The following is a 17304-nucleotide window of genomic DNA, read 5'->3' on the forward strand; positions in this document are numbered from 1 at the left end:
TTGTGGGATGAACCGACCGGCCCAGAACGCCCCCGGGCCCAACCCGTCCACACTGCAGGCCCGGGTCATCGTCGACGAGATGATCCGCGGCGGTGTCCGCGAGGCCGTGCTGTGTCCAGGGTCGCGCAACGCGCCGCTCGCCTTCGCCCTCCACGCCGCCGACGCCGCCGGGCGATTGCGTCTGCACGTGCGGATCGACGAGCGCTCGGCGGGTTATCTGGCTCTGGGGCTCGCGGTGTCGTCTGGACAGCCCGTCCCCATCGTGATGACCAGCGGCACCGCCGTGGCGAACATGGGACCGGCGGTCTTCGAGGCCAACTATGCGCGGGTGCCCCTGGTCGTCGTCAGCGCCAACCGGCCGTACGAGCTGCTCGGTTCCGGCGCCAACCAGACCGTCGAACAGTTCGGCATCTTCGGGACCCAGGTGCGCGCGGCGATCAGTCTCGGCCTCGCCGAACAGGATCTCGACACCAACAGCCAGTGGCGCTCGGCGGTCGGTCGCGTGCTCGCCGCCGCCCGGGGCGCGCGTACCGGCAACGCCGGACCCGTTCAGTTCGACATCCCGCTGCGCGAACCGCTGGTCCCCGACCCGGACGAACTGGCCGGCCCCGACCCGTCGACCGACCTCGGCTCCTTCTCCGGCCGGCCCGGCGGACTGCCCTGGACGCAGGCGCCCGTCGGCAAGCTCGACGTCCCGCTGCCGATCGACCTGTCGCTGGACACCGTGGTCGTGTCGGGGCACGGGTCGGGTGTCCATCCGGGCCTCGCTGGGATCCCCACGGTCGCCGAACCGACGGCACCGCGGCCGGTGACGCCGCTGCATCCGCTGGGCCTGAACTCCGTCCGGCCCCAGCAGGCGATCATCTGCGGCCGGCCGACGCTGCACCGCGGGGTGTCCCGCCTGCTCGCCGACCCCGAGGTCCGCGTCTACGCGCTGACCACCGGTCCGCGCTGGCCCGACGTCTCCGGCAACGTCTACGCGACCGGCACCCGGATGGAGGTCGTCGGCGAGCCGCGCGAGGACTGGCTCAAGGAGTGCGCGGCGGTACAGGAGCGGGCGGCCTTCGCCGTCACCGCCGAACTCGACGAGCCGGGCCCGGCCACCGGGCTCCACGTCGCACGGGCGGTCAGCGACGCCATGGCCGCCGGCGACCAACTCGTCGTCGGCGCCAGCAACCCCATCCGGGACATCGCCCTGGCCGGCCGGATCACCGACGGGGTGCGGGTCCTCTCGAACCGCGGGGTCGCGGGTATCGACGGGACCAATTCGACGGCGATCGGTGCCGCCATGGCACGTGACCGGGATCAGGCCGGCGCGCGGACCATCGCCCTGATGGGCGACCTGACCTTCGTGCACGACGCGACCGGTCTGGTCATCGGCCCGGGCGAGCCGCGCCCGTCGTCGCTGCGGATCGTGGTCGCCAACGACGACGGCGGCGGGATCTTCGGTCTGCTCGAACAGGGCGACCCGCGCTACAACACCGGGCTGTACGCCGGGGCCTACGAGCGGGTCTTCGGGACCCCGCATCGGACCGACATCGCGTCGATGTGCGCGGGTTTCCACATCCCGCATCGTCGGGTCGGGGTCGGTGAGCTCGGCGCGGTGCTCGCCGAGGATCCTGCTCCCGGCGGGATCGAGGTCGTCGAGGTCGCCACCGACCGCGAACGGCTGCGATCCGTGCACGCGGCGATCGCAGCGCGACTGCGGTAGGGCTGTCGGTGCGTCCCGGCGGTGCGCGACCGGTCGGTCCGGCCACCGGCGGATCGGTGCCCGCTAGTCTGAACGGCATGAATCCGGTGATCCAGCGACGCGTGCAGCTCGGCCTGCTCGTCGTCGGCGTGACGATCACCTTCATGGCGATGACACTCATCGCCAGTTGTTTCAAGAACGATGCGACGATCGAGGCCAGCAAGGCGACCGTGATGGCCGAGGTCGTGTCCGTGGACAGCCTGCACGCCGCGGTGAATTTTCAGACACCCGACGGCTCGTTCCACAGTCCCCGCTTCGGGCTGCTGTATCCGACCGAGCTGAGCGAGGGACAGCGCATCAGCGTCGACTACGCGGTCTACAACCCGGATCTCGCCCGCCCGACCGGCCGCACCGCGGTGCTGTCGATCATCCCCGCCCTGTCGGTGATGGTCGGAGCGTGGCTCGTGATCGGCCTGCTGATGGTCGGGGTCGCGGAGTCCAGTCGCCGCTGGGCCCGCCGCGGCACCGCCGACGATGCTGTCGCCGAGGACTCCGACGCCGAGGACTCCGGCAGCGACGCGGCAGACCGGGACCCGGCCGCGGCCGACCGGGACGAGACCGTCAGCCCGGGATCACCCTGAGGTCTCCGCCGGCGACGACGATCGCCTCGGCGTCGGTCAGGAAGTGCAGCCGGTGCTCGGCGCCGAACCGTTGCCTCGTCGCCTCGATCGGTCCGCGGCCGCCGACGGTGCCCTCCGCGTGCGGGATCACCGTGGCGTCGATGAGGCCGAGGCCCGCGGTCGAGGCCAGGGGCGCGGCCTCGGCGGGATCGTCGAGCAGCGCCAGGGGAGCGATGTCGGGGCCGACGACCGCGGCGCCCGCGCTGACCCCGATGTAGGGGAGGCCGGCGCGGACCGCGTCGACGAGGGTGCGGTCGGCACCCGCCAGGCGCAGCGCCCCGAGTAGATGGAAGGTGTTGCCGCCGGCGACGAACACCGCGTCGACCCCGGCGAGCTCCCGGGCGAAGACGGCTGACCCGGTCAGTTCCGGATCGAGGTCGGTCACCTCGAAACCCTGCTGCCGAAGGGTGTCCCGCTCGAGGTCGAGCCACGCGTGATCGGGATAGATCGACGACGCGGTGGGGACGTAACCGATGCGGCAGCCCGGCCCGGTCAACGGGGCGAGGAACTGCGGCACGGGGGTGAGCCAGCGGCTCAGCAGCAGGAGGTGGGTGTCGGCCACCCCTCCACTCTGCCCGGTGGCCGGGCAACGCACCGTTCATCCTGAATTGGGTGGGCCGACACGTGCGCCGTGTGGTCCGGTCAATTCTGCGGGGGACGATCGCGATCATGCGCGTCGCGATCGTCGCCGAGAGCTTCCTGCCCCAGATGAACGGGGTGGTCAATTCCGTCCTCCGGGTTGTCGACCATCTCGAGTCCACCGGCCACACCGTGGTCGTCATCGCACCCGACACCCCGCGCGGCGTGCCGGGCGGGCCGCGGATGGTCGGCCGCCGGACCCCCGTGCACATGCTGCCCGCGGTGCAGGTGCCGCGGGTGACCTCGCTCCCGGTGGGCGTGCCGTCGCCGCTGCTGTACCGCACCCTGCGCGACTTCGAACCGGATGTCGTCCAACTGGCGTCACCGTTCGTGGTGGGTGCCGCGGGCGCCGTCGCCGCCCGGGCGCTCGGCGTGCCCGTGGTGGCCGTGTTCCAGACCGACGTCGCCGGGTTTGCGGCAGCCTATCGGCTGGGCGCGGTGGAGAAGCTGGCCTGGCGCTACACACGCCGGCTGCACGAGATGTGCGACCTCACCCTCGCGCCGTCGACCGCGACGCTGGAGGTCCTCGCCGCCCACGGCATACCGCGACTCGCCCGCTGGGGTCGCGGCGTCGACGTCGGACTCTTCTCGCCGGACAAGCGCGACCCGTCGCTGCGCGCGGACTGGCTGGGTGCCGCCCGCGACGCACTGGTGGTCGGGTTCGTGGGTCGGCTCGCGCCGGAGAAGCACGTCGAACGCCTGGCCGGACTGTCGGGGAACCCGCGCGTGCAGATGGTGATCGTCGGGGACGGCCCCGAGCGGGACCGTCTCCAGCGCGCGATGCCGGATGCGGTGTTCACCGGTGAACTGCGCGGGGAGGCGCTGGCCCGCGCGTACGCGAGCTTCGACGTCTTCGTGCACGCCGGCGAACACGAGACGTTCTGTCAGGCCATCCAGGAAGCGATGGCCAGTGGCCTGCCCGTGATCGGTCCCGACGCTGGCGGCCCCCGCGACCTGGTGTCGGCGTTCCGGACCGGATATCTGCTGGAGGTCGGACGCTTCGCCGAGGAGCTGCCCGCGATCGTCGAATCCCTGCACGACGAGTCGGTCCGCGCGGCGTTCGGCCGAGCCGCGGTACAGGCCGTGCGTGCGCGCACCTGGCCGTCGGTGTGCGCGGAGCTCGTCGGCCACTACGCGCGCGTGACGGGCCGCGGAGTCGTCACCGAGGTGGGGCGGCCCGCCTGAGGTCGCGGCCGACCGCCCGGCGAAACGACGCACCTCACGACGGTCGTGGCCGCAACGCCCGGTAGCGTGATCGGCATGGCATCGACGGGCGCGACACCACCGGAACGAGCGGGTCTGGGCCGGAGTGTCGGCCGGGCAAGTCTGGAGAAGGACCCGGCCGAGGTCGCGGCCATGTTCGACGGTGTCGCACGCCGCTACGACCTCACCAACACGGTCCTGTCGTTCGGCCGGGATCGCGGCTGGCGCAAGAAGACTCGTAGGGCACTCGACCTGCGTCCGGGCGACGTCGTCCTCGACCTCGCGGCGGGCACCGCGGTGTCGACCGTCGAACTCGCCTCCTCGGGGGCGCACTGCATCGCCGCGGACTTCTCGCTCGGCATGCTCAAGGCCGGTGCGCATCGGGACGTGCCGAAGGTCGCCGCCGACGCCCTGTCGCTCCCGTTCGCCGACGATTCGTTCGACGCCGCCACCATCTCCTTCGGTCTGCGCAACGTCAACGACGTCCCGACGGCGCTCGCCGAGCTCCGTCGGGTACTCAAGCCCGGCGGACGTCTGGTGATCTGCGAGTTCTCCACGCCGACGCTGAAGCCGTTCCGCACGGTGTACATGGAGTACCTGATGAAGGCGCTGCCCGCGGTCGCGACCAAGGTCTCGAGCAGCCCGGCCGCGTATGTCTATCTCGCCGAGTCTATCCGGGCGTGGCCGGACCAGTTCGCGCTGGGCGACCTCATCCGCGACGCCGGGTTCACCGGGGTGCGATGGGAGAACATGACCGGTGGGATCGCCGCGATCCACTCGGCGCGGGCCTAGTGGTTCGCGGCCCGCGGGGTCTCGTCGTGCGACACCGGGCACCCGGGCGCGAAGGTGCCGAGGTCGTCGATGCGGAAACCGCCGGGGTAGCTGCGAACCTGCTTCGTCTGGCGACCGAAGAGCGGTTCGGTGCGGGGTGACGCGAAGAGGCGGATCGCGAGCCCGCGAGCCTTGAGCCCGCCGCGCACCAGGACCCGTTCGACCGCGGTCGGTTTCGGATACTTGAACGCCGCGAGCAGCCGATCGTCCATGAGCGCGAACGACATCCGACGCACCACCGCCCGCGGCAGCAGCTTGTACGGCATGAACGTGCCGAGCAGGTCGAGGGTGGCGTCGGCGACGGCGAGCGAGTCGGGGCTGAACGCGAAGTGGGCGGTCTCGTACTCGTCGTAGAACGTCTTGAAGTCGTCGTAGGTCTCGGGGATGTCCTTGATGCCCATCAACTGGCCGAGCCGGCGGTAGTAGTTGGTGAGGCCGAGGATCTCGTGGTTGGTCAGTGAGCGCCACTCATAGGAGTTGACCCACTCGACCGGGCAGACGACGAAAGTGGCCAGCACGTAGAGGAAGTCGCTGTTGGGGATGTCGTACATGCCGTGCATCTGGTTGATGCGCCGGATGCCGGCCCGTCCGGCCGGGCTGTCGACCCCGTGCTCGATCGGGGCGTCGAGCAGCAGGACCGTGTCGTCGTAGCGCTTCTGCGTCGACTCGGTGAACTGGCTGGTCTTGTAGAGAAGGTCGCCGATCGACGGCACCGCGTAGGTGCGGAACAGGGCGAAGCTCAACGCCTGTGTGATGCCCCACGGGAATTCCTGCGTGCCCAGGGCGCGGGCGATAGCGGTCGGGTCACCGACGGCATCCATGCGGTCGATCTCGCCGCGCAGGTGGTAGCGCTGTGCCAGGCGGTTCTGGACGGCGTGCTTGGCTCGGGTGGCGAGAGTGGATGCGGCGGACATCTTCCATCTCCTGGGTCGACGGGTGGCCTGATTCTTTCACAGCTGTGGCCGCGGCCACACGTGTTGGAACACTACAGCCCGATCGTCTCAACGCGCCACCGGGATGGCGGCTCGGCGGCCCCTCTCAGGAGAACGGCGGCCGCGGGTCGACCTGCCGGGAGACCCGCCCGGCGGTGCGCCAGGCCCGGGCCACGAGGTCGGCGTCCTCGGCGGTGATCAGGTTGCCCATGACCCGCACCACCATGGACATCAGTTGCGGCGACCGGATGCCGGGCCGGCCCAGGGTGGGGACGGTCCTGGGCATGGTGAGCAGGCCGGCGAGGCGTCGGGCGGCGGAGAACGCGAGCCCGTAGTGCTCCACCAGCACATCGCGCCACCGGTCGGTGTAGTCGTCGGTGCCGAGGAGTTCGACGGCGAGCCGGGCGGTCTCCAGGGCGTAGTCGATGCCCTCGCCGTTGAGCGGATTGACGCACGCGGCGGCGTCGCCGATCAGCATCCAGTTGCGACCCGCGACACCGGACACCGCACCGCCCATGGGCAGCAGGGCGGACGTGATCCGGACGGGTGGGCCGTCGAGAGCCCACTCGTCGCGCACCATCGCGGCGTAGTGCTCGAGGATCGGTCGAAGTGCCATGTGCGCCGGACGTTTCGACGTCGCGAGCGCCCCGACGCCGACGTTGACCTGTCCGCCCCCGGCCGACCCGAGGGGGAAGACCCAGCCGTACCCGGGCAGCAGTGCGTCGTCGGGTCCCCGGAGTTCGAGGTGCGACCCCATCCAGTGCGAGTCGGCGCGCGCCGACGGTGCGTACGCCCGGGCGGCGACTCCGTAGGCGGTGTCCCGATGCCATTGCCGCCCCAGCGATTTGCCGACTCCCGAACGGACGCCGTCGGCGACGACGAGGTCGGTGACCCGCATCGTGTGTGTGCCCGCCGGCGTCGCGAAGGTCACCGCGCCCACCCGGTCGCCGTCCATCTCGACGCCGATGGCCTTGGCGCCCTGGATCATTCGCGCTCCCACCGACACCGCATGCGTACGGATGGCGTCGTCGAACTCGGTGCGTGCCACCGCGCTGCCGTAGGCGGGGAACCGGCCGGATGGCCACCGGACCTGCTGGCGTGCGCCCCAGCCGTTGAGCAGGAGTCCGTCGATGCGCGGACGGTCGTCGAGGAGTGCGCCGAGCCCCAGCGCGTCGAGTTCGGCGACGGCGCGCGGCGTGAGGCCGTCGCCACACGTCTTGTCGCGCGGGAACACCGCGGCGTCGGCGAGGACCGCATCCCGGCCGGCGGCGACGGCATGGGCGGCCGCCGCCGATCCACCCGGTCCGGCACCGACGACGAGGACATCGGCGGAATCGGGAAAAGTAGGCGTCGTGTCCGTGCTCACCCGACCAGTATGTCCGGACCCCCGACGGGCTAGGCTCGCAGCAGGTGGGGTCTACGCGGCAGTCGCGTGTCCGCCGTCGAGTAGTTGCCGGATCAGACGAGATGGGGCCGCGTTTCCGTGAAGTCCACATTCGCCGGGGTTGACCTGGTGTCGGATGAGTTCGCCGATACGGTGCGCTCATCGCTGCAGCGGGTCGAGGATCTGTTGCTCGCCGAGCTCTCGTCGGGTGACGAGGTCATGACCGAGGCGGCGACCCACCTCGCGAAGGCCGGCGGCAAACGGTTCCGGCCCATGTTCGCGATCCTGGCCGCCCAGTTCGGTCCGCGCCCGGATTCCGACGATGTCATCACCTCGGCGACGGTGGTGGAGATGATCCACCTCGCCACGCTCTATCACGACGACGTGATGGACGAGGCCGCGATGCGCCGCGGTGCGGCGAGTGCCAACGCGCGCTGGACGAACAGCGTGGCCATCCTGTCCGGTGACTTCCTGTTCGCGCGCGCCTCGCGACTCGTCTCGACGCTGGGCCCCGAGGCGGTGCGCATCATCGCCGAGACGTTCGCCGAACTCGTCACCGGCCAGATGCGGGAGACGGTCGGGGTCAAACCCGGCGCCGACCCCATCGAGCACTACCTGCAGGTCGTCTGGGAGAAGACCGGCTCGCTGATCGCCGCCGCCGCCCGCTTCGGCGCGATGGCCTCCGGGGCCGAGCCCGACGACATCGAGCGGCTCTCCCGCATCGGCGACATCGTCGGAGTCGCCTTCCAGGTGTCCGACGACATCATCGACATCAGCTCGGTGTCGGTGGAGTCGGGCAAGACCCCGGGCACCGACCTTCGCGAAGGCGTCCACACGCTGCCGGTCCTCTACGCGATCACGGGCGACGACGCGACGTCGGCCCGGTTGCGCGAACTCCTGGTGGCCGCCGACGGCGCCGCCCGGCCGCTCACCGACGACGCCGAGGTCGCCGAGGCGATCGAACTGCTCGGTTCGTCGGCGGGTATGACCGCCGCCCGGGCGAAGTTGCAGGAGTTCGCCGACGAGGCGCACGCGATGCTGGCCGAACTCCCCGAGTCGCCGGCCCACCGTGCCCTGGCGTCGCTCGTGGACTACACGATCGAACGCGTGGGCTGAGGGGTCGACCCGCAGGATCTCTGCTCAGCCGGCTCAGCGACCGTCGCGGGCCATCTCCTGCAGGCGGCGGATGCGTTCCGCGGTCGGCGGGTGGGTGGCGAACATCTTGGCCATCCGGTCGGTCGCGCGGAACGGACTCTCGATCATCATGTGCGACTGGGCCGCGATGTCGGGCTGCGGCGGCAGCGGCGCGGCCTGCACCCCGCCGGAGATCTTCGCCAGCGCCGATGCGAGTGCGAGCGGATCCCCGGTGAGTTCGGCCCCGGACTGGTCGGCCTGGAACTCGCGTGAGCGGGAGACGGCCAGCTTCACCAGGGTGGCCGCGATCGGTCCCAGCAACGCGATGAGCAGCATCGCCAGCGGGTTCGGCGCGTTGTCCCGCCCGCCGAACGCGCCCATGAACATCGCGAAGTTGGCCAGGCCGCTGATCACCGCCGCCATCGCGCCGGCGATCGAGCTGATGAGGATGTCGCGGTTGTACACGTGGGACAGCTCGTGGCCCAGCACGGCGCGCAGCTCGCGCTCGTCGAGCAGGTGCAGGATGCCGGTGGTGCAACACACCGCGGCGTTCTTCGGGTTGCGGCCGGTCGCAAACGCGTTGGGCGACTCGGTGGGGGAGATGTAGAGGGCGGGCATCGGCTGGTGTGCCGTGGTCGCCAGCTCACGCACGATCCGGTACATGACCGGAGCCTGCAGTTCGGTGACCGGTTGCGCGTGCATCGCCTTCAGCGACATCTTGGCGCTGTTGAAGTAGACGTAGGCGTTCATGCCGACGGCGACGATCACCGATCCCCACAGGATCAGCGGGCTCTGGAACAGAGCGCCGATGCCGACGATGATCGCCGACATCAGACCCAGCAGAGCCGCCGTCTTCAATCCGTTGAAATGCATCGGGTCCTCGTCTGTCCGGCGCCGCGGGTCTCGGGCTCCGCGGGCGGCCCGGGCGAACCCGATGCCGGCCGCGGAGTGCAGGCGCCTCATCCGGTCAAACGACGCAACGCCCGTCTGGGTTTCCGACGGTCGGGGTTCGGTGCGCCGACCCACCGACCGGGCGCGTCAGCGGTAGTTGACGAACTGCAGGGCGATACCGAAGTCCTCGCCCTTGAGCAGCGAGATGACGGCCTGCAGGTCGTCGCGCTTCTTGCTCGACACGCGCAGCTCGTCGCCCTGGATCTGCGCCTTGACGCCCTTCGGCCCCTCGTCGCGGATCTTCTTGGAGATCTTCTTGGCGTGCTCGGAGTCGATGCCCTGCACCAGCGAGCCGGTGATCTTGAATGTCTTGCCGGAGCCGACGACCTCGCCGGCGTCGAAGGCTTTCAGCGAGATGTCGCGTCGAATCAGCTTCTCCTTGAACACCTCGAGGCCCGCCTGCGCGCGCTCCTCGGCGTCCGAGGTGATCACGATGTTCTCCTCGCCGGACCACTCGATGCCGGTGTTGGTGCCGCGGAAGTCGTACCGTTGCGACAACTCCTTGGCAGCCTGGTTCAGGGCGTTGTCGACCTCTTGCCGGTCGACCTTGCTCACCACGTCGAAGGAAGAATCAGCCATGTCCGACAGGGTATGTCATGGTGATCAGCGGAAGTGGGCGGCCGCGCGGGTCTACCGGGGCGTTCGACGCTGTGCCTGCTCGGCGAGGGCACGACGCGACTCGTCATGGAGTACCTCGAGTAGTTCTCGCTCGAGGGCGACGAACTCGGGCGCGGTGAGCCCCGCCGGATCGCGCGGGCGCGGGAGGTCGACGCGCACCTCGTGGACCACGGTGGCCGGGCGGGCGGACAGCACGATCACGCGGTCGGAGAGGTGGACGGCCTCGCGGACGTCGTGGGTGATCATCAGCACGGTCCACCGGTAGCGCTGCCACACCGACTGCAACCACGTCTGCATCTCGGTCCGGGTGAGTGAGTCGAGGGCGCCGAACGGCTCGTCGAGCAGCACCAGGTCGCGATTCTGGACGACGGTGCGCAGCAGTGCGGCGCGCTGTCGCATCCCGCCGGACAGCTGGAACGGGCGGGCGTCTTCGAATCCGGCGAGTCCGAAGGCGGGGAAGAGGTCCGCGGCCCGGCGTCGGGCCTCGTTCGTCGGCACGCCCTGCACCTGGAGGCCGAGGATGGTGTTGTCCAGCACGGTGCGCCATGGGAACAGCAGGTCCTTCTGCGGCATGTACGCGCAGTGTCCGGCGATGGCGGGTTCGGAGCCGACGGACGCGCTGCCGGAATCGGGGACGTCGAGTCCGGCCAGCAGGCCGAAGACGGTGCTCTTGCCACATCCGCTGGGCCCGATGACGGAGACGAACTCGCCGGGCTCGGCGGTGAACGACACCCCGTCGAGGACCTCCCGGCGAGGTTGTCCGCGTCCGGGTCGGGGATAGGACTTGGTGAGCCGGTCGACGACAAGTCGGTGGTCCGGGACCAGCCGGTGGTCAGTCATGGTGGTTCCGGTCCTCGGCGCGGGCCCAGGGCGCGACGATCCGCTCGACGGCGAAGGTGAGCAGGTACAGCGTGACGCTCAGGAGCGCGGTCACCAGCACCGCCGCGAGCACCAGGTCCGTGCGGAACGAGTTCTTCTGCAGGCTCATGTAGATGCCGAGACCCTGGGTGGCGCCGACGTACTCGGCGAACACGGCGCCCACCACCGCATAGGTGATGCCGATCCGCAGCGCGGTGAAGAACCTCGGTAGCGCGGACGGGAGCCGCACGTACCGGAAGACCTGGCGGCGGGTGGCCCCCATGCTGCGCATCAGCGCGCCGGCCTCGCGGTCGGTGGCGGCGAATCCCTCGATCAGGCCGATCGCCACCGGAAAGAACGTGACCAGGGCGATGACCAGCACCTTCGGGAGTAGGCCGAAGCCGAACCAGATGATCATCAGCGGTGCGATCGCGATGATCGGCAGGGTCTGGGAGGCGACGAACAACGGCACGAACGCCCGTCGCAGCGCCGGCGAGAAGTCGACGACGATGGCCAGCAGCCAGGCCAGGACCAACGAGACCGTGAACCCGATCAGGGTCACCTGCAGCGTCGCCGCGGCGTGCACCCCGATCTCTGCGCGGTGCGACCAACCCTGCGCGACGACGCGCGACGGCGACGGCAGCACCTGCGGCCGGATTCCGCTGACGTCGACGTAGACCTGCCAGACCGCCACCAGGACGACCACCGCGACGAGCGCGGGCGCGATGCGACGCAGGCCGGTGCTACCGAGGGGTGTCGAGGTAGTCATTGGTGAAGTACGTCGACCAGTCCGGCTCGGTCGTGAGCGGCGCCCCGTCCGGGCCGGTCAGCAGACCGCTGCGGTACAGGAACCCGGAGTTCCCGGCCCACTGTTCGAGCGTCTGTCGCCCGACCCGGCCGTCGGCGTCCTTCATGTACTGACCGGCGAGCATGCGCTGGCTCTCGAACACCAACTGCTCGTCGTTGAACGCACCGGGGTTGGCGGCGAGGAGGTCGCGGGCCGCCGCGTCCGGGTCGTCGGCCGCTGCCTGGTAACCGCGCTGCAGCGCCGTCACGAAGGCCGCCGCGCGGTCCGGGTTGTCCGCCAGCCAGTCCTCGTTGGCGTCGACGACGATCGCGTATGCCTCCGGGAAACCGAAGTCGGTGTAGTGGAAGTACCTCATCGGGGTTCCGCGATGCTCGGCCTCGATGCCCTCCCACGCGAGATAGGAGACGGTGAAGTCGGCCTGACCGGAGTAGACCGCCTCGTATGCCGAGGTCCCGAGGGTCACCGAGGTGAACTCGCCGGTGCCGCCGTCGTTTCGGATCACCTGCTCGAGGGTCTTCTCCTCGCCCGGGTCGCCGAAACCGGCGTATGTCTTCCCGTCGAGGTCCTTCGGGCTCGTGATGTCGCGGCGGTCGGCGCGGACACCGATGCCGGTGGCCCACTTCTGCAGCGGCGCGAACACGGAGATGGTGTGCGCGCCCGATGCCCGCGAGAAGGTCGACGAGTTGTGGGTGCTGATCCCGAACTCGGCGTTGCCCGCGTCCACGATGGTGTCCACGGCGGTGTTGTTGTACGGCAGGATCTCGACGTCGAGTCCGGCCTCCTCGAACCAGCCGCGCTGCTGCGCCACGAACAATCCCGTGTGGTTGGTGTTCGGGGACCAGTCGAGCGCGAATCGGATGGTGCCGTCCGAACCGGCGCCCGAACCGCACGCGGTGATCGCCGACGACGCGACGACCGCGGCGGCGAGCGCGGTGAGGAGGCGGCGCGCGCGGGCGCTCATGCGGGCGCTCATGCGGCGGGCCACGGTTGCGGGTTCAGCGCGGTGTCCCAGAACAGAAGCTCGAACCGGGTGGCGACGGTGAACGCCGTGGCCATCGCGGCCCGCTCCCGCTCGCCGGCGTGCGCCGCGGCCTCGTCCACGAGTTCCCTTGCCCGCGAGGCGGATTCCTGGAACTCCGGGGCGTCGTAGGTGGTCACCCACTGCGCGTAGGGGTGGTTCGGGTCGGCGGCGAGCACCTGGGCGGCACTCGCGGCCAGGGCCCGGCCGACTTCCGCGTAGATCCAGAAGCAGGGCAAGGCCGCGGCCGCGCCGACCGCATACGACTCGGTCGCGGCGACGGCCGTCAGGTAGGACACGTACCCCAGGCACGCCGGCGACGGCTCGGGTTCGCCCTCACGCGGAGGCAGCTGGCCGCCGTTGAGCAGGTCGCCGTGGAGCGCCGACTCGACGGTGGCCGCGGTGGCCGACGAGTTCGCCCAGAACCCCGCGGTCTGCGGGTCGGGGGATTTCGACGCCAGGATGGCGAGGGCCTTCGCGTACCCGGCCAGGTACAGCGAGTCCTGCTCCATGTAGGTGCGGAACACCTCGAGTGGCAGCGTCCCGTCGCCGAGCCGCCGCAGGAACTCGAGGTCGTCGATCGCCGTCCGCAACCTCTTCGTCTCCTCCCAGAGGTGGTCGGAGAATCGGCCGGAGACCGGCACGTGCGCATGCACAGACATGACATCCCTTCGTCAGCATTACCTGGACAGGTTCTCGGGTCTCATCTCAGCCCCGCGTCGCGGAGCACCCCGTGTCAGAACGCAGCCACAGTAGCAGGAGTGGGGGTCGCAGTGGGACGCCTGTGCCACGACCATGTCCCGGCCTGTTGACCAGCTGGTTTGCGCGTTGATGCGGTGTTCGTTGTATTCTTCACGGCGTTGTTCGTACGGCCGTCACGGTGGCCGGAAGAGCGGCACGGCAGGTTGCCCGAGCGGCCAAAGGGAGCGGATTGTAAATCCGTCGCGCAAGCTACATAGGTTCGAATCCTATACCTGCCACAGCGTGGTCCATTCTCGCGAAACTGCTCTACAGACGGTCTCCGACCAGCGATTTGTCTAGCGCAGACGCGAGTGTGTAACCTCGTTAAGGCTCTCGGGCACAACCGCCCGGGGCACGCCCCCTTAGCTCAGTCGGCAGAGCGTTTCCATGGTAAGGAAAAGGTCGACGGTTCGATTCCGTCAGGGGGCTCGCTGGACGAGAAGTCCGCGGGGCGGTGTAGCTCAGCTGGTTAGAGCGCACGACTCATAATCGTGAGGTCGAGGGATCGAGTCCCTCCACCGCTACACATCGGGTCCGACCGGAACCGAGCGCAAGGGTCGCAAGCCCTGAGGGAACTTCCGAACCCGACCACGTACCACCCGAAAGAAGGCAATCAAGTGGCCTCCTCAACAGATGTTCGCCCCAAGATCACCTTGGCCTGCGAGGTGTGCAAGCACCGTAACTACATCACGAAGAAGAACCGCCGCAACGATCCCGATCGCCTCGAGATCAAGAAGTTCTGCCCGAACTGCGGCAAGCATCAGGGGCACAAGGAATCGCGCTGACGCTGTCGTCGGCCGTTTCGAAGTACCACCAGCAGCGGGCTGCCTCTCGATGAGGCAGCCCGTCTTGCTGTGTCGGCCGAAGGAGTAGAGCTCAATGTCACAGGTAAGCGGAGCCGAGATCCAGGATCGTCCGGACGAGGCGTCGAACGGTGGCGCGAAGCCGACCCCCGACGAGATCGCCGCCCACACCCAGAGCCTTGTCGGCTTCCATTACACGGTCGACGACTATTACGAGATCGGCCGCGAGGAGATCCGTAAGCACGCGATGGCGGTGCAGGATGCGCACCCGACCCACTGGAGCGAGGAGGGCGCCCGGGCCTTCGGTCACGACCGCCTGATCGCCGCGCCGACCTATGTGTCGGTGCTCGGGATCATCGCCCAGCGCAAGCTCTTCGAAGACGTCGTCACCGGCTACGACATGTGGCAGATCATGCAGACCGACCAGCGGCTGGTCTACCACCAGCCGATGAAGGTCGGGGACCGCCTGATCTGCGACGTCTCGCTCGAGTCGTTCCGGCACGTGAGCAGTCCCGAGATGATCGACCTGATGGTCACCAAGAACGTCATCTGGAACCAGCACGACGAGCCGGTCATGACCACGTGGACCTCCCTGGCCGCGCGTCCCGGCATGGACGTCGACCCGGAACTCGAGGCGTCCCTCGACCACGTGATGATCAAGGTCGACGCCATCGGCGAATCCGGGCACACCGTCGAGCCGAAGGCGGGTCGCTACGACCTCCCCGACCCGACGCAGTCGCCGGGCGCCTTCGGTGCCGTCGACTTCGACACGCTCACGGTGGGTCAGGAACTCACGCCCAAGCGCTACCTGCTGACGCGCGGCAATCTCGCGAACTATGCGGGCGTGGCCGGCGACCCCAACCCGATCCACTTCTCCGACCACGTCGTGAACGCGGCCGGCATGGACGACGTCGTCGCGCACGGCATGCAGACGATGGGGCTCGGCGCGAGCTTCGTCTCCGAGTTCATCGGTGACCCGGCGGCTTTCTGCGAGTACAACGTGCGCTTCACCAGCCCGGTGTACGTCCCGGCCGACGACAGCGCGGCCGTCGACTTCACCGGCAAGGTGAAGTCGCTCGATCCCGCGACCCGCCGCGGGACCATCGCCATCACCGCCAAGCAGGGCGATCGCCGCATCTTCGGACGCGCGCAGGCCGTCATCCAGTTCAACTGATCGACCGGTCGCGAGCCGTTCGGGCGGCTCACGGGCGGGTGGCGTGTACGGTCGTCGGGGGAGCGGAGGCGAGCCCGTTTTGGGTCCACCGCCCCGGTGATCTACACTGAAGTGTCTGATTGATTCAGACTTGCGCGCTACCCATAGGGTGGCGCGTTGGTTTTGTCGGCGACGAAACGTCGACGGGCCGCGAGGCCGGATCGAGAAGGACGGCAACGCCGACCACTCCGGTGGCGGGCGTCGCAAAGGGGCGTAGCTCAATTGGCAGAGCAGCGGTCTCCAAAACCGCAGGTTGCAGGTTCAAGTCCTGTCGCCCCTGCCCTGGTGAAGGGCACACGCTGACGAGAGGACCGCGAAGTTGAGCAAGCGAGACCGGGCCGCCCGCGCCAAAGACGCCGCAGAGGGTTCTGCGGCCGATTCGGCCGCGGCTGAGCTCGACGGTCGCGACGAGGCCATCGACGCGGGTACGGACGACGACACGTCGACCGGAACCGCGAAGGAGCTGCGTCCGTCCGGTAAGCGCTCGGCTCGCGGACGTCGCTCGGCGGCGGGTGCAACCGACGGTGACGCCGACTCCGACACGGGGTCCGTCGCCGTCAAGGAACGCAAGACCAAGAAGAAGGCGTCTGCCGAGGAGAGCCGGAATCCGTTCGTACGGATCTGGGTCTTCCTGACGCAGGTCGTCGCCGAGCTGAAGAAGGTCATCTGGCCTACGCGGCGCGAGATGATCACCTACACGATCGTCGTGCTCGTGTTCGTCATCGTGATGACCGCGTTCATTGCCGGCCTCGACCTCGCCTTCGCCAAGGGCGTGCTCTGGTTGTTCGGCTGACCCACGCGGTGGGCTCGGCCGGCGACGAGGAATACGACCGCCAGATGAACCATAAGGAGCGTGGGCTGCAGTGAGCACCCCGGAGAACGAACTCGCCTCGACCGATTCCGTCGACGTGGCTGCTGCCGACGTCGACGCTGTCGACGCGGCCGTGACCGACGCGGTGGACACCGAGGGTGACGCGGTCGCCGACGACGCGGTCGTCGAGGGTGACGAGGCCCCCGCCGAGGACACCGTCTCCGAGGATGCCGACGAGGCCGCGGTTGACGAGGCCGCCGCCGACGAGGCCCCTGTCGACGAGGCCCCTGTCGAAGAGGCCGAGGTCGAAGCGGTTGAGGTCGATCCGGTCGAGGAACTGCGCAAGCAGCTCCGGCGCGCGCCCGGCGACTGGTACGTGATCCACAGCTACGCCGGTTACGAGAACAAGGTCAAGGCCAACCTCGAGACCCGCGTGCAGAACCTCGACGTCGGCGACTACATCTTCCAGGTCGAGGTGCCGACCGAAGAGGTCACCGAGATCAAGAACGGCCAGCCCAAGAAGGTCAACCGCAAGGTGCTGCCGGGCTACATCCTCGTCCGCATGGAGCTCAACGACGAGTCGTGGGGCGCCGTGCGCAACACGCCGGGTGTCACCGGCTTCGTCGGGATGACCAGCAAGCCGTCGCCGCTCTCGCTCAACGAGGTGCTGCAGTTCCTGATGCCGCGGACCGAGGCCAAGAAGCCCGCCGCGTCGCGCGGTGCCGCCGCCGAGGGCGTCGAGGCCGCAGCTGCCGCCGCGTCGAACGTCATCGAGGTCGACTTCGAGGTCGGCGAGTCGGTCACCGTCATGGACGGCCCGTTCGCCACGCTGCCCGCGTCGATCAGCGAGGTCAACGCCGAGCAGCGCAAGGTCAAGGTCCTCGTGTCGATCTTCGGTCGCGAGACGCCGGTCGAGCTCGGGTTCAACCAGGTCGAGAAGATCTAGGGCCGGACCACCAACCCAGAACTTTCACGTCTCCAGCGGGCGTG

18 protein-coding genes, 4 tRNA genes and 1 riboswitch are annotated in these 17304 nt (G+C 69.3%); of the genes, 13 read left to right on the forward strand and 9 right to left on the reverse strand.

The annotated features are described in order from the left end of the window. Positions 1–7 precede the first annotated feature (7 nt). Together menD and A9310_RS02575 are read left to right on the forward strand one after the other, a co-directional pair. On the forward strand, positions 8–1711 hold the full coding sequence (gene menD / locus A9310_RS02570; protein ID WP_065629239.1) for a 2-succinyl-5-enolpyruvyl-6-hydroxy-3-cyclohexene-1-carboxylic-acid synthase: 1704 nt from the start codon (positions 8–10) through the stop codon (positions 1709–1711). A gap of 77 nt (positions 1712–1788) precedes the next feature. Beyond that, a complete protein-coding gene (locus A9310_RS02575) occupies positions 1789–2331 on the forward strand; it encodes a hypothetical protein (protein WP_065629240.1) in 543 nt (180 codons plus the stop codon). Here the strand turns inward: A9310_RS02575 and A9310_RS02580 are convergent. After that, the gene (locus A9310_RS02580; protein ID WP_065629241.1) at positions 2312–2932 is read right to left on the reverse strand and encodes a Type 1 glutamine amidotransferase-like domain-containing protein; all 621 of its coding nucleotides are present in this window, start codon (positions 2930–2932) and stop codon (positions 2312–2314) included. The two genes, A9310_RS02575 and A9310_RS02580, sit on opposite strands and share 20 nt — an antisense overlap. Before the next feature lie 107 nt (positions 2933–3039). Here A9310_RS02580 and A9310_RS02585 point away from each other — a divergent pair, with 107 nt between their 5' ends. Both A9310_RS02585 and A9310_RS02590 read left to right on the forward strand, forming a co-directional pair. Next, positions 3040–4194 (forward strand): glycosyltransferase family 1 protein, encoded by a 1155-nt coding sequence (locus A9310_RS02585; protein ID WP_065629314.1) that lies wholly within the window; start codon positions 3040–3042, stop codon positions 4192–4194. A gap of 75 nt (positions 4195–4269) precedes the next feature. Beyond that, complete coding sequence (locus A9310_RS02590) at positions 4270–5004, forward strand: demethylmenaquinone methyltransferase (protein WP_065629315.1); 735 nt, start codon at positions 4270–4272, stop codon at positions 5002–5004. Here the strand turns inward: A9310_RS02590 and A9310_RS02595 are convergent. Together A9310_RS02595 and A9310_RS02600 are read right to left on the reverse strand one after the other, a co-directional pair. Continuing rightward, the gene (locus tag A9310_RS02595; RefSeq protein ID WP_065629242.1) at positions 5001–5957 is read right to left on the reverse strand and encodes an oxygenase MpaB family protein; all 957 of its coding nucleotides are present in this window, start codon (positions 5955–5957) and stop codon (positions 5001–5003) included. The two genes, A9310_RS02590 and A9310_RS02595, sit on opposite strands and share 4 nt — an antisense overlap. Positions 5958–6081: 124 nt before the next feature. Then, positions 6082–7341: a geranylgeranyl reductase family protein gene (locus A9310_RS02600; RefSeq protein WP_065629243.1), complete on the reverse strand. Its 1260-nt coding sequence runs from the start codon at positions 7339–7341 to the stop codon at positions 6082–6084. A 117-nt stretch (positions 7342–7458) separates the two neighbouring features. On the opposite strand from A9310_RS02600, the gene A9310_RS02605 reads away from it, so the two are divergent. Next, the gene (locus A9310_RS02605) at positions 7459–8475 is read left to right on the forward strand and encodes a polyprenyl synthetase family protein (RefSeq protein WP_065629244.1); all 1017 of its coding nucleotides are present in this window, start codon (positions 7459–7461) and stop codon (positions 8473–8475) included. Positions 8476–8508: 33 nt separating this feature from the next. Here the strand turns inward: A9310_RS02605 and htpX are convergent, their stop codons facing one another. The 6 genes from htpX to A9310_RS02635 form a co-directional block, all read right to left on the reverse strand. Next, positions 8509–9366: a zinc metalloprotease HtpX gene (gene htpX / locus A9310_RS02610; RefSeq protein ID WP_058253356.1), complete on the reverse strand. Its 858-nt coding sequence runs from the start codon at positions 9364–9366 to the stop codon at positions 8509–8511. Positions 9367–9531: 165 nt separating this feature from the next. Beyond that, positions 9532–10023, reverse strand: a complete 492-nt coding sequence (locus A9310_RS02615; RefSeq protein ID WP_058253332.1) for a YajQ family cyclic di-GMP-binding protein — start codon at positions 10021–10023, stop codon at positions 9532–9534. A gap of 51 nt (positions 10024–10074) precedes the next feature. Further along, the gene (locus A9310_RS02620; RefSeq protein WP_065629245.1) at positions 10075–10902 is read right to left on the reverse strand and encodes an ABC transporter ATP-binding protein; all 828 of its coding nucleotides are present in this window, start codon (positions 10900–10902) and stop codon (positions 10075–10077) included. Further along, positions 10895–11689 (reverse strand): ABC transporter permease, encoded by a 795-nt coding sequence (locus tag A9310_RS02625; protein ID WP_058253330.1) that lies wholly within the window; start codon positions 11687–11689, stop codon positions 10895–10897. The genes A9310_RS02620 and A9310_RS02625 overlap by 8 nt, the downstream gene beginning before the upstream one ends. Next, positions 11664–12689 (reverse strand): ABC transporter substrate-binding protein, encoded by a 1026-nt coding sequence (locus tag A9310_RS02630; protein ID WP_175401058.1) that lies wholly within the window; start codon positions 12687–12689, stop codon positions 11664–11666. Before A9310_RS02630 ends, A9310_RS02625 begins: the two co-directional genes overlap by 26 nt. Before the next feature lie 8 nt (positions 12690–12697). After that, positions 12698–13408, reverse strand: coding sequence for a TenA family protein (locus tag A9310_RS02635; protein WP_065629246.1), 711 nt, complete (start codon positions 13406–13408; stop codon positions 12698–12700). Continuing rightward, positions 13396–13490: riboswitch (TPP riboswitch) on the reverse strand. It overlaps the preceding gene by 13 nt. Before the next feature lie 155 nt (positions 13491–13645). Between A9310_RS02635 and A9310_RS02640 the strand changes: the two genes are divergently transcribed. The 8 genes from A9310_RS02640 (at position 13646) to nusG (ending at position 17260) form a co-directional block, all read left to right on the forward strand. Next, a tRNA-Tyr gene (locus A9310_RS02640) sits at positions 13646–13726 on the forward strand. A gap of 117 nt (positions 13727–13843) precedes the next feature. Then, positions 13844–13916 (forward strand) — tRNA-Thr (locus tag A9310_RS02645). A gap of 21 nt (positions 13917–13937) precedes the next feature. Continuing rightward, positions 13938–14011 (forward strand) — tRNA-Met (locus A9310_RS02650). Positions 14012–14104: 93 nt separating this feature from the next. Then, entirely contained in the window at positions 14105–14272 is a 168-nt protein-coding gene (gene rpmG, locus A9310_RS02655; RefSeq protein ID WP_045823858.1) for a 50S ribosomal protein L33, read from the forward strand. Between the two features lie 94 nt (positions 14273–14366). Continuing rightward, positions 14367–15464, forward strand: coding sequence for a fused (3R)-hydroxyacyl-ACP dehydratase subunits HadA/HadB (locus A9310_RS02660; protein ID WP_065629247.1), 1098 nt, complete (start codon positions 14367–14369; stop codon positions 15462–15464). Positions 15465–15710: 246 nt separating this feature from the next. Next, positions 15711–15783, forward strand: a tRNA-Trp gene (locus tag A9310_RS02665). A gap of 39 nt (positions 15784–15822) precedes the next feature. After that, complete coding sequence (gene secE / locus A9310_RS02670) at positions 15823–16296, forward strand: preprotein translocase subunit SecE (RefSeq protein WP_065629248.1); 474 nt, start codon at positions 15823–15825, stop codon at positions 16294–16296. A gap of 70 nt (positions 16297–16366) precedes the next feature. Continuing rightward, a complete protein-coding gene (nusG, locus tag A9310_RS02675; RefSeq protein ID WP_065629249.1) occupies positions 16367–17260 on the forward strand; it encodes a transcription termination/antitermination protein NusG in 894 nt (297 codons plus the stop codon). Positions 17261–17304 lie beyond the last annotated feature (44 nt).

Origin of the sequence: Gordonia sp. UCD-TK1, assembly GCF_001691435.1 — a bacterium.
Lineage (GTDB): Bacteria > Actinomycetota > Actinomycetes > Mycobacteriales > Mycobacteriaceae > Gordonia > Gordonia hongkongensis.

What these genes read in the sequence shown, in the direction of transcription:
- menD (WP_065629239.1), top strand. Translation starts at nt 8, where the DNA reads ATGAACCGACCGGCCCAGAACGCCCCCGGGCCCAACCCGTCCACACTG.
- A9310_RS02575 (WP_065629240.1), top strand. Translation starts at nt 1,789, where the DNA reads ATGAATCCGGTGATCCAGCGACGCGTGCAGCTCGGCCTGCTCGTCGTC.
- A9310_RS02585 (WP_065629314.1), top strand. Translation starts at nt 3,040, where the DNA reads ATGCGCGTCGCGATCGTCGCCGAGAGCTTCCTGCCCCAGATGAACGGG.
- A9310_RS02590 (WP_065629315.1), top strand. Translation starts at nt 4,270, where the DNA reads ATGGCATCGACGGGCGCGACACCACCGGAACGAGCGGGTCTGGGCCGG.
- A9310_RS02595 (WP_065629242.1), bottom strand. Translation starts at nt 5,957, where the DNA reads ATGTCCGCCGCATCCACTCTCGCCACCCGAGCCAAGCACGCCGTCCAG.
- htpX (WP_058253356.1), bottom strand. Translation starts at nt 9,366, where the DNA reads ATGCATTTCAACGGATTGAAGACGGCGGCTCTGCTGGGTCTGATGTCG.
- A9310_RS02615 (WP_058253332.1), bottom strand. Translation starts at nt 10,023, where the DNA reads ATGGCTGATTCTTCCTTCGACGTGGTGAGCAAGGTCGACCGGCAAGAG.
- A9310_RS02620 (WP_065629245.1), bottom strand. Translation starts at nt 10,902, where the DNA reads ATGACTGACCACCGGCTGGTCCCGGACCACCGACTTGTCGTCGACCGG.
- A9310_RS02625 (WP_058253330.1), bottom strand. Translation starts at nt 11,689, where the DNA reads ATGACTACCTCGACACCCCTCGGTAGCACCGGCCTGCGTCGCATCGCG.
- A9310_RS02630 (WP_175401058.1), bottom strand. Translation starts at nt 12,689, where the DNA reads ATGAGCGCCCGCGCGCGCCGCCTCCTCACCGCGCTCGCCGCCGCGGTC.
- A9310_RS02635 (WP_065629246.1), bottom strand. Translation starts at nt 13,408, where the DNA reads ATGTCTGTGCATGCGCACGTGCCGGTCTCCGGCCGATTCTCCGACCAC.
- A9310_RS02660 (WP_065629247.1), top strand. Translation starts at nt 14,367, where the DNA reads ATGTCACAGGTAAGCGGAGCCGAGATCCAGGATCGTCCGGACGAGGCG.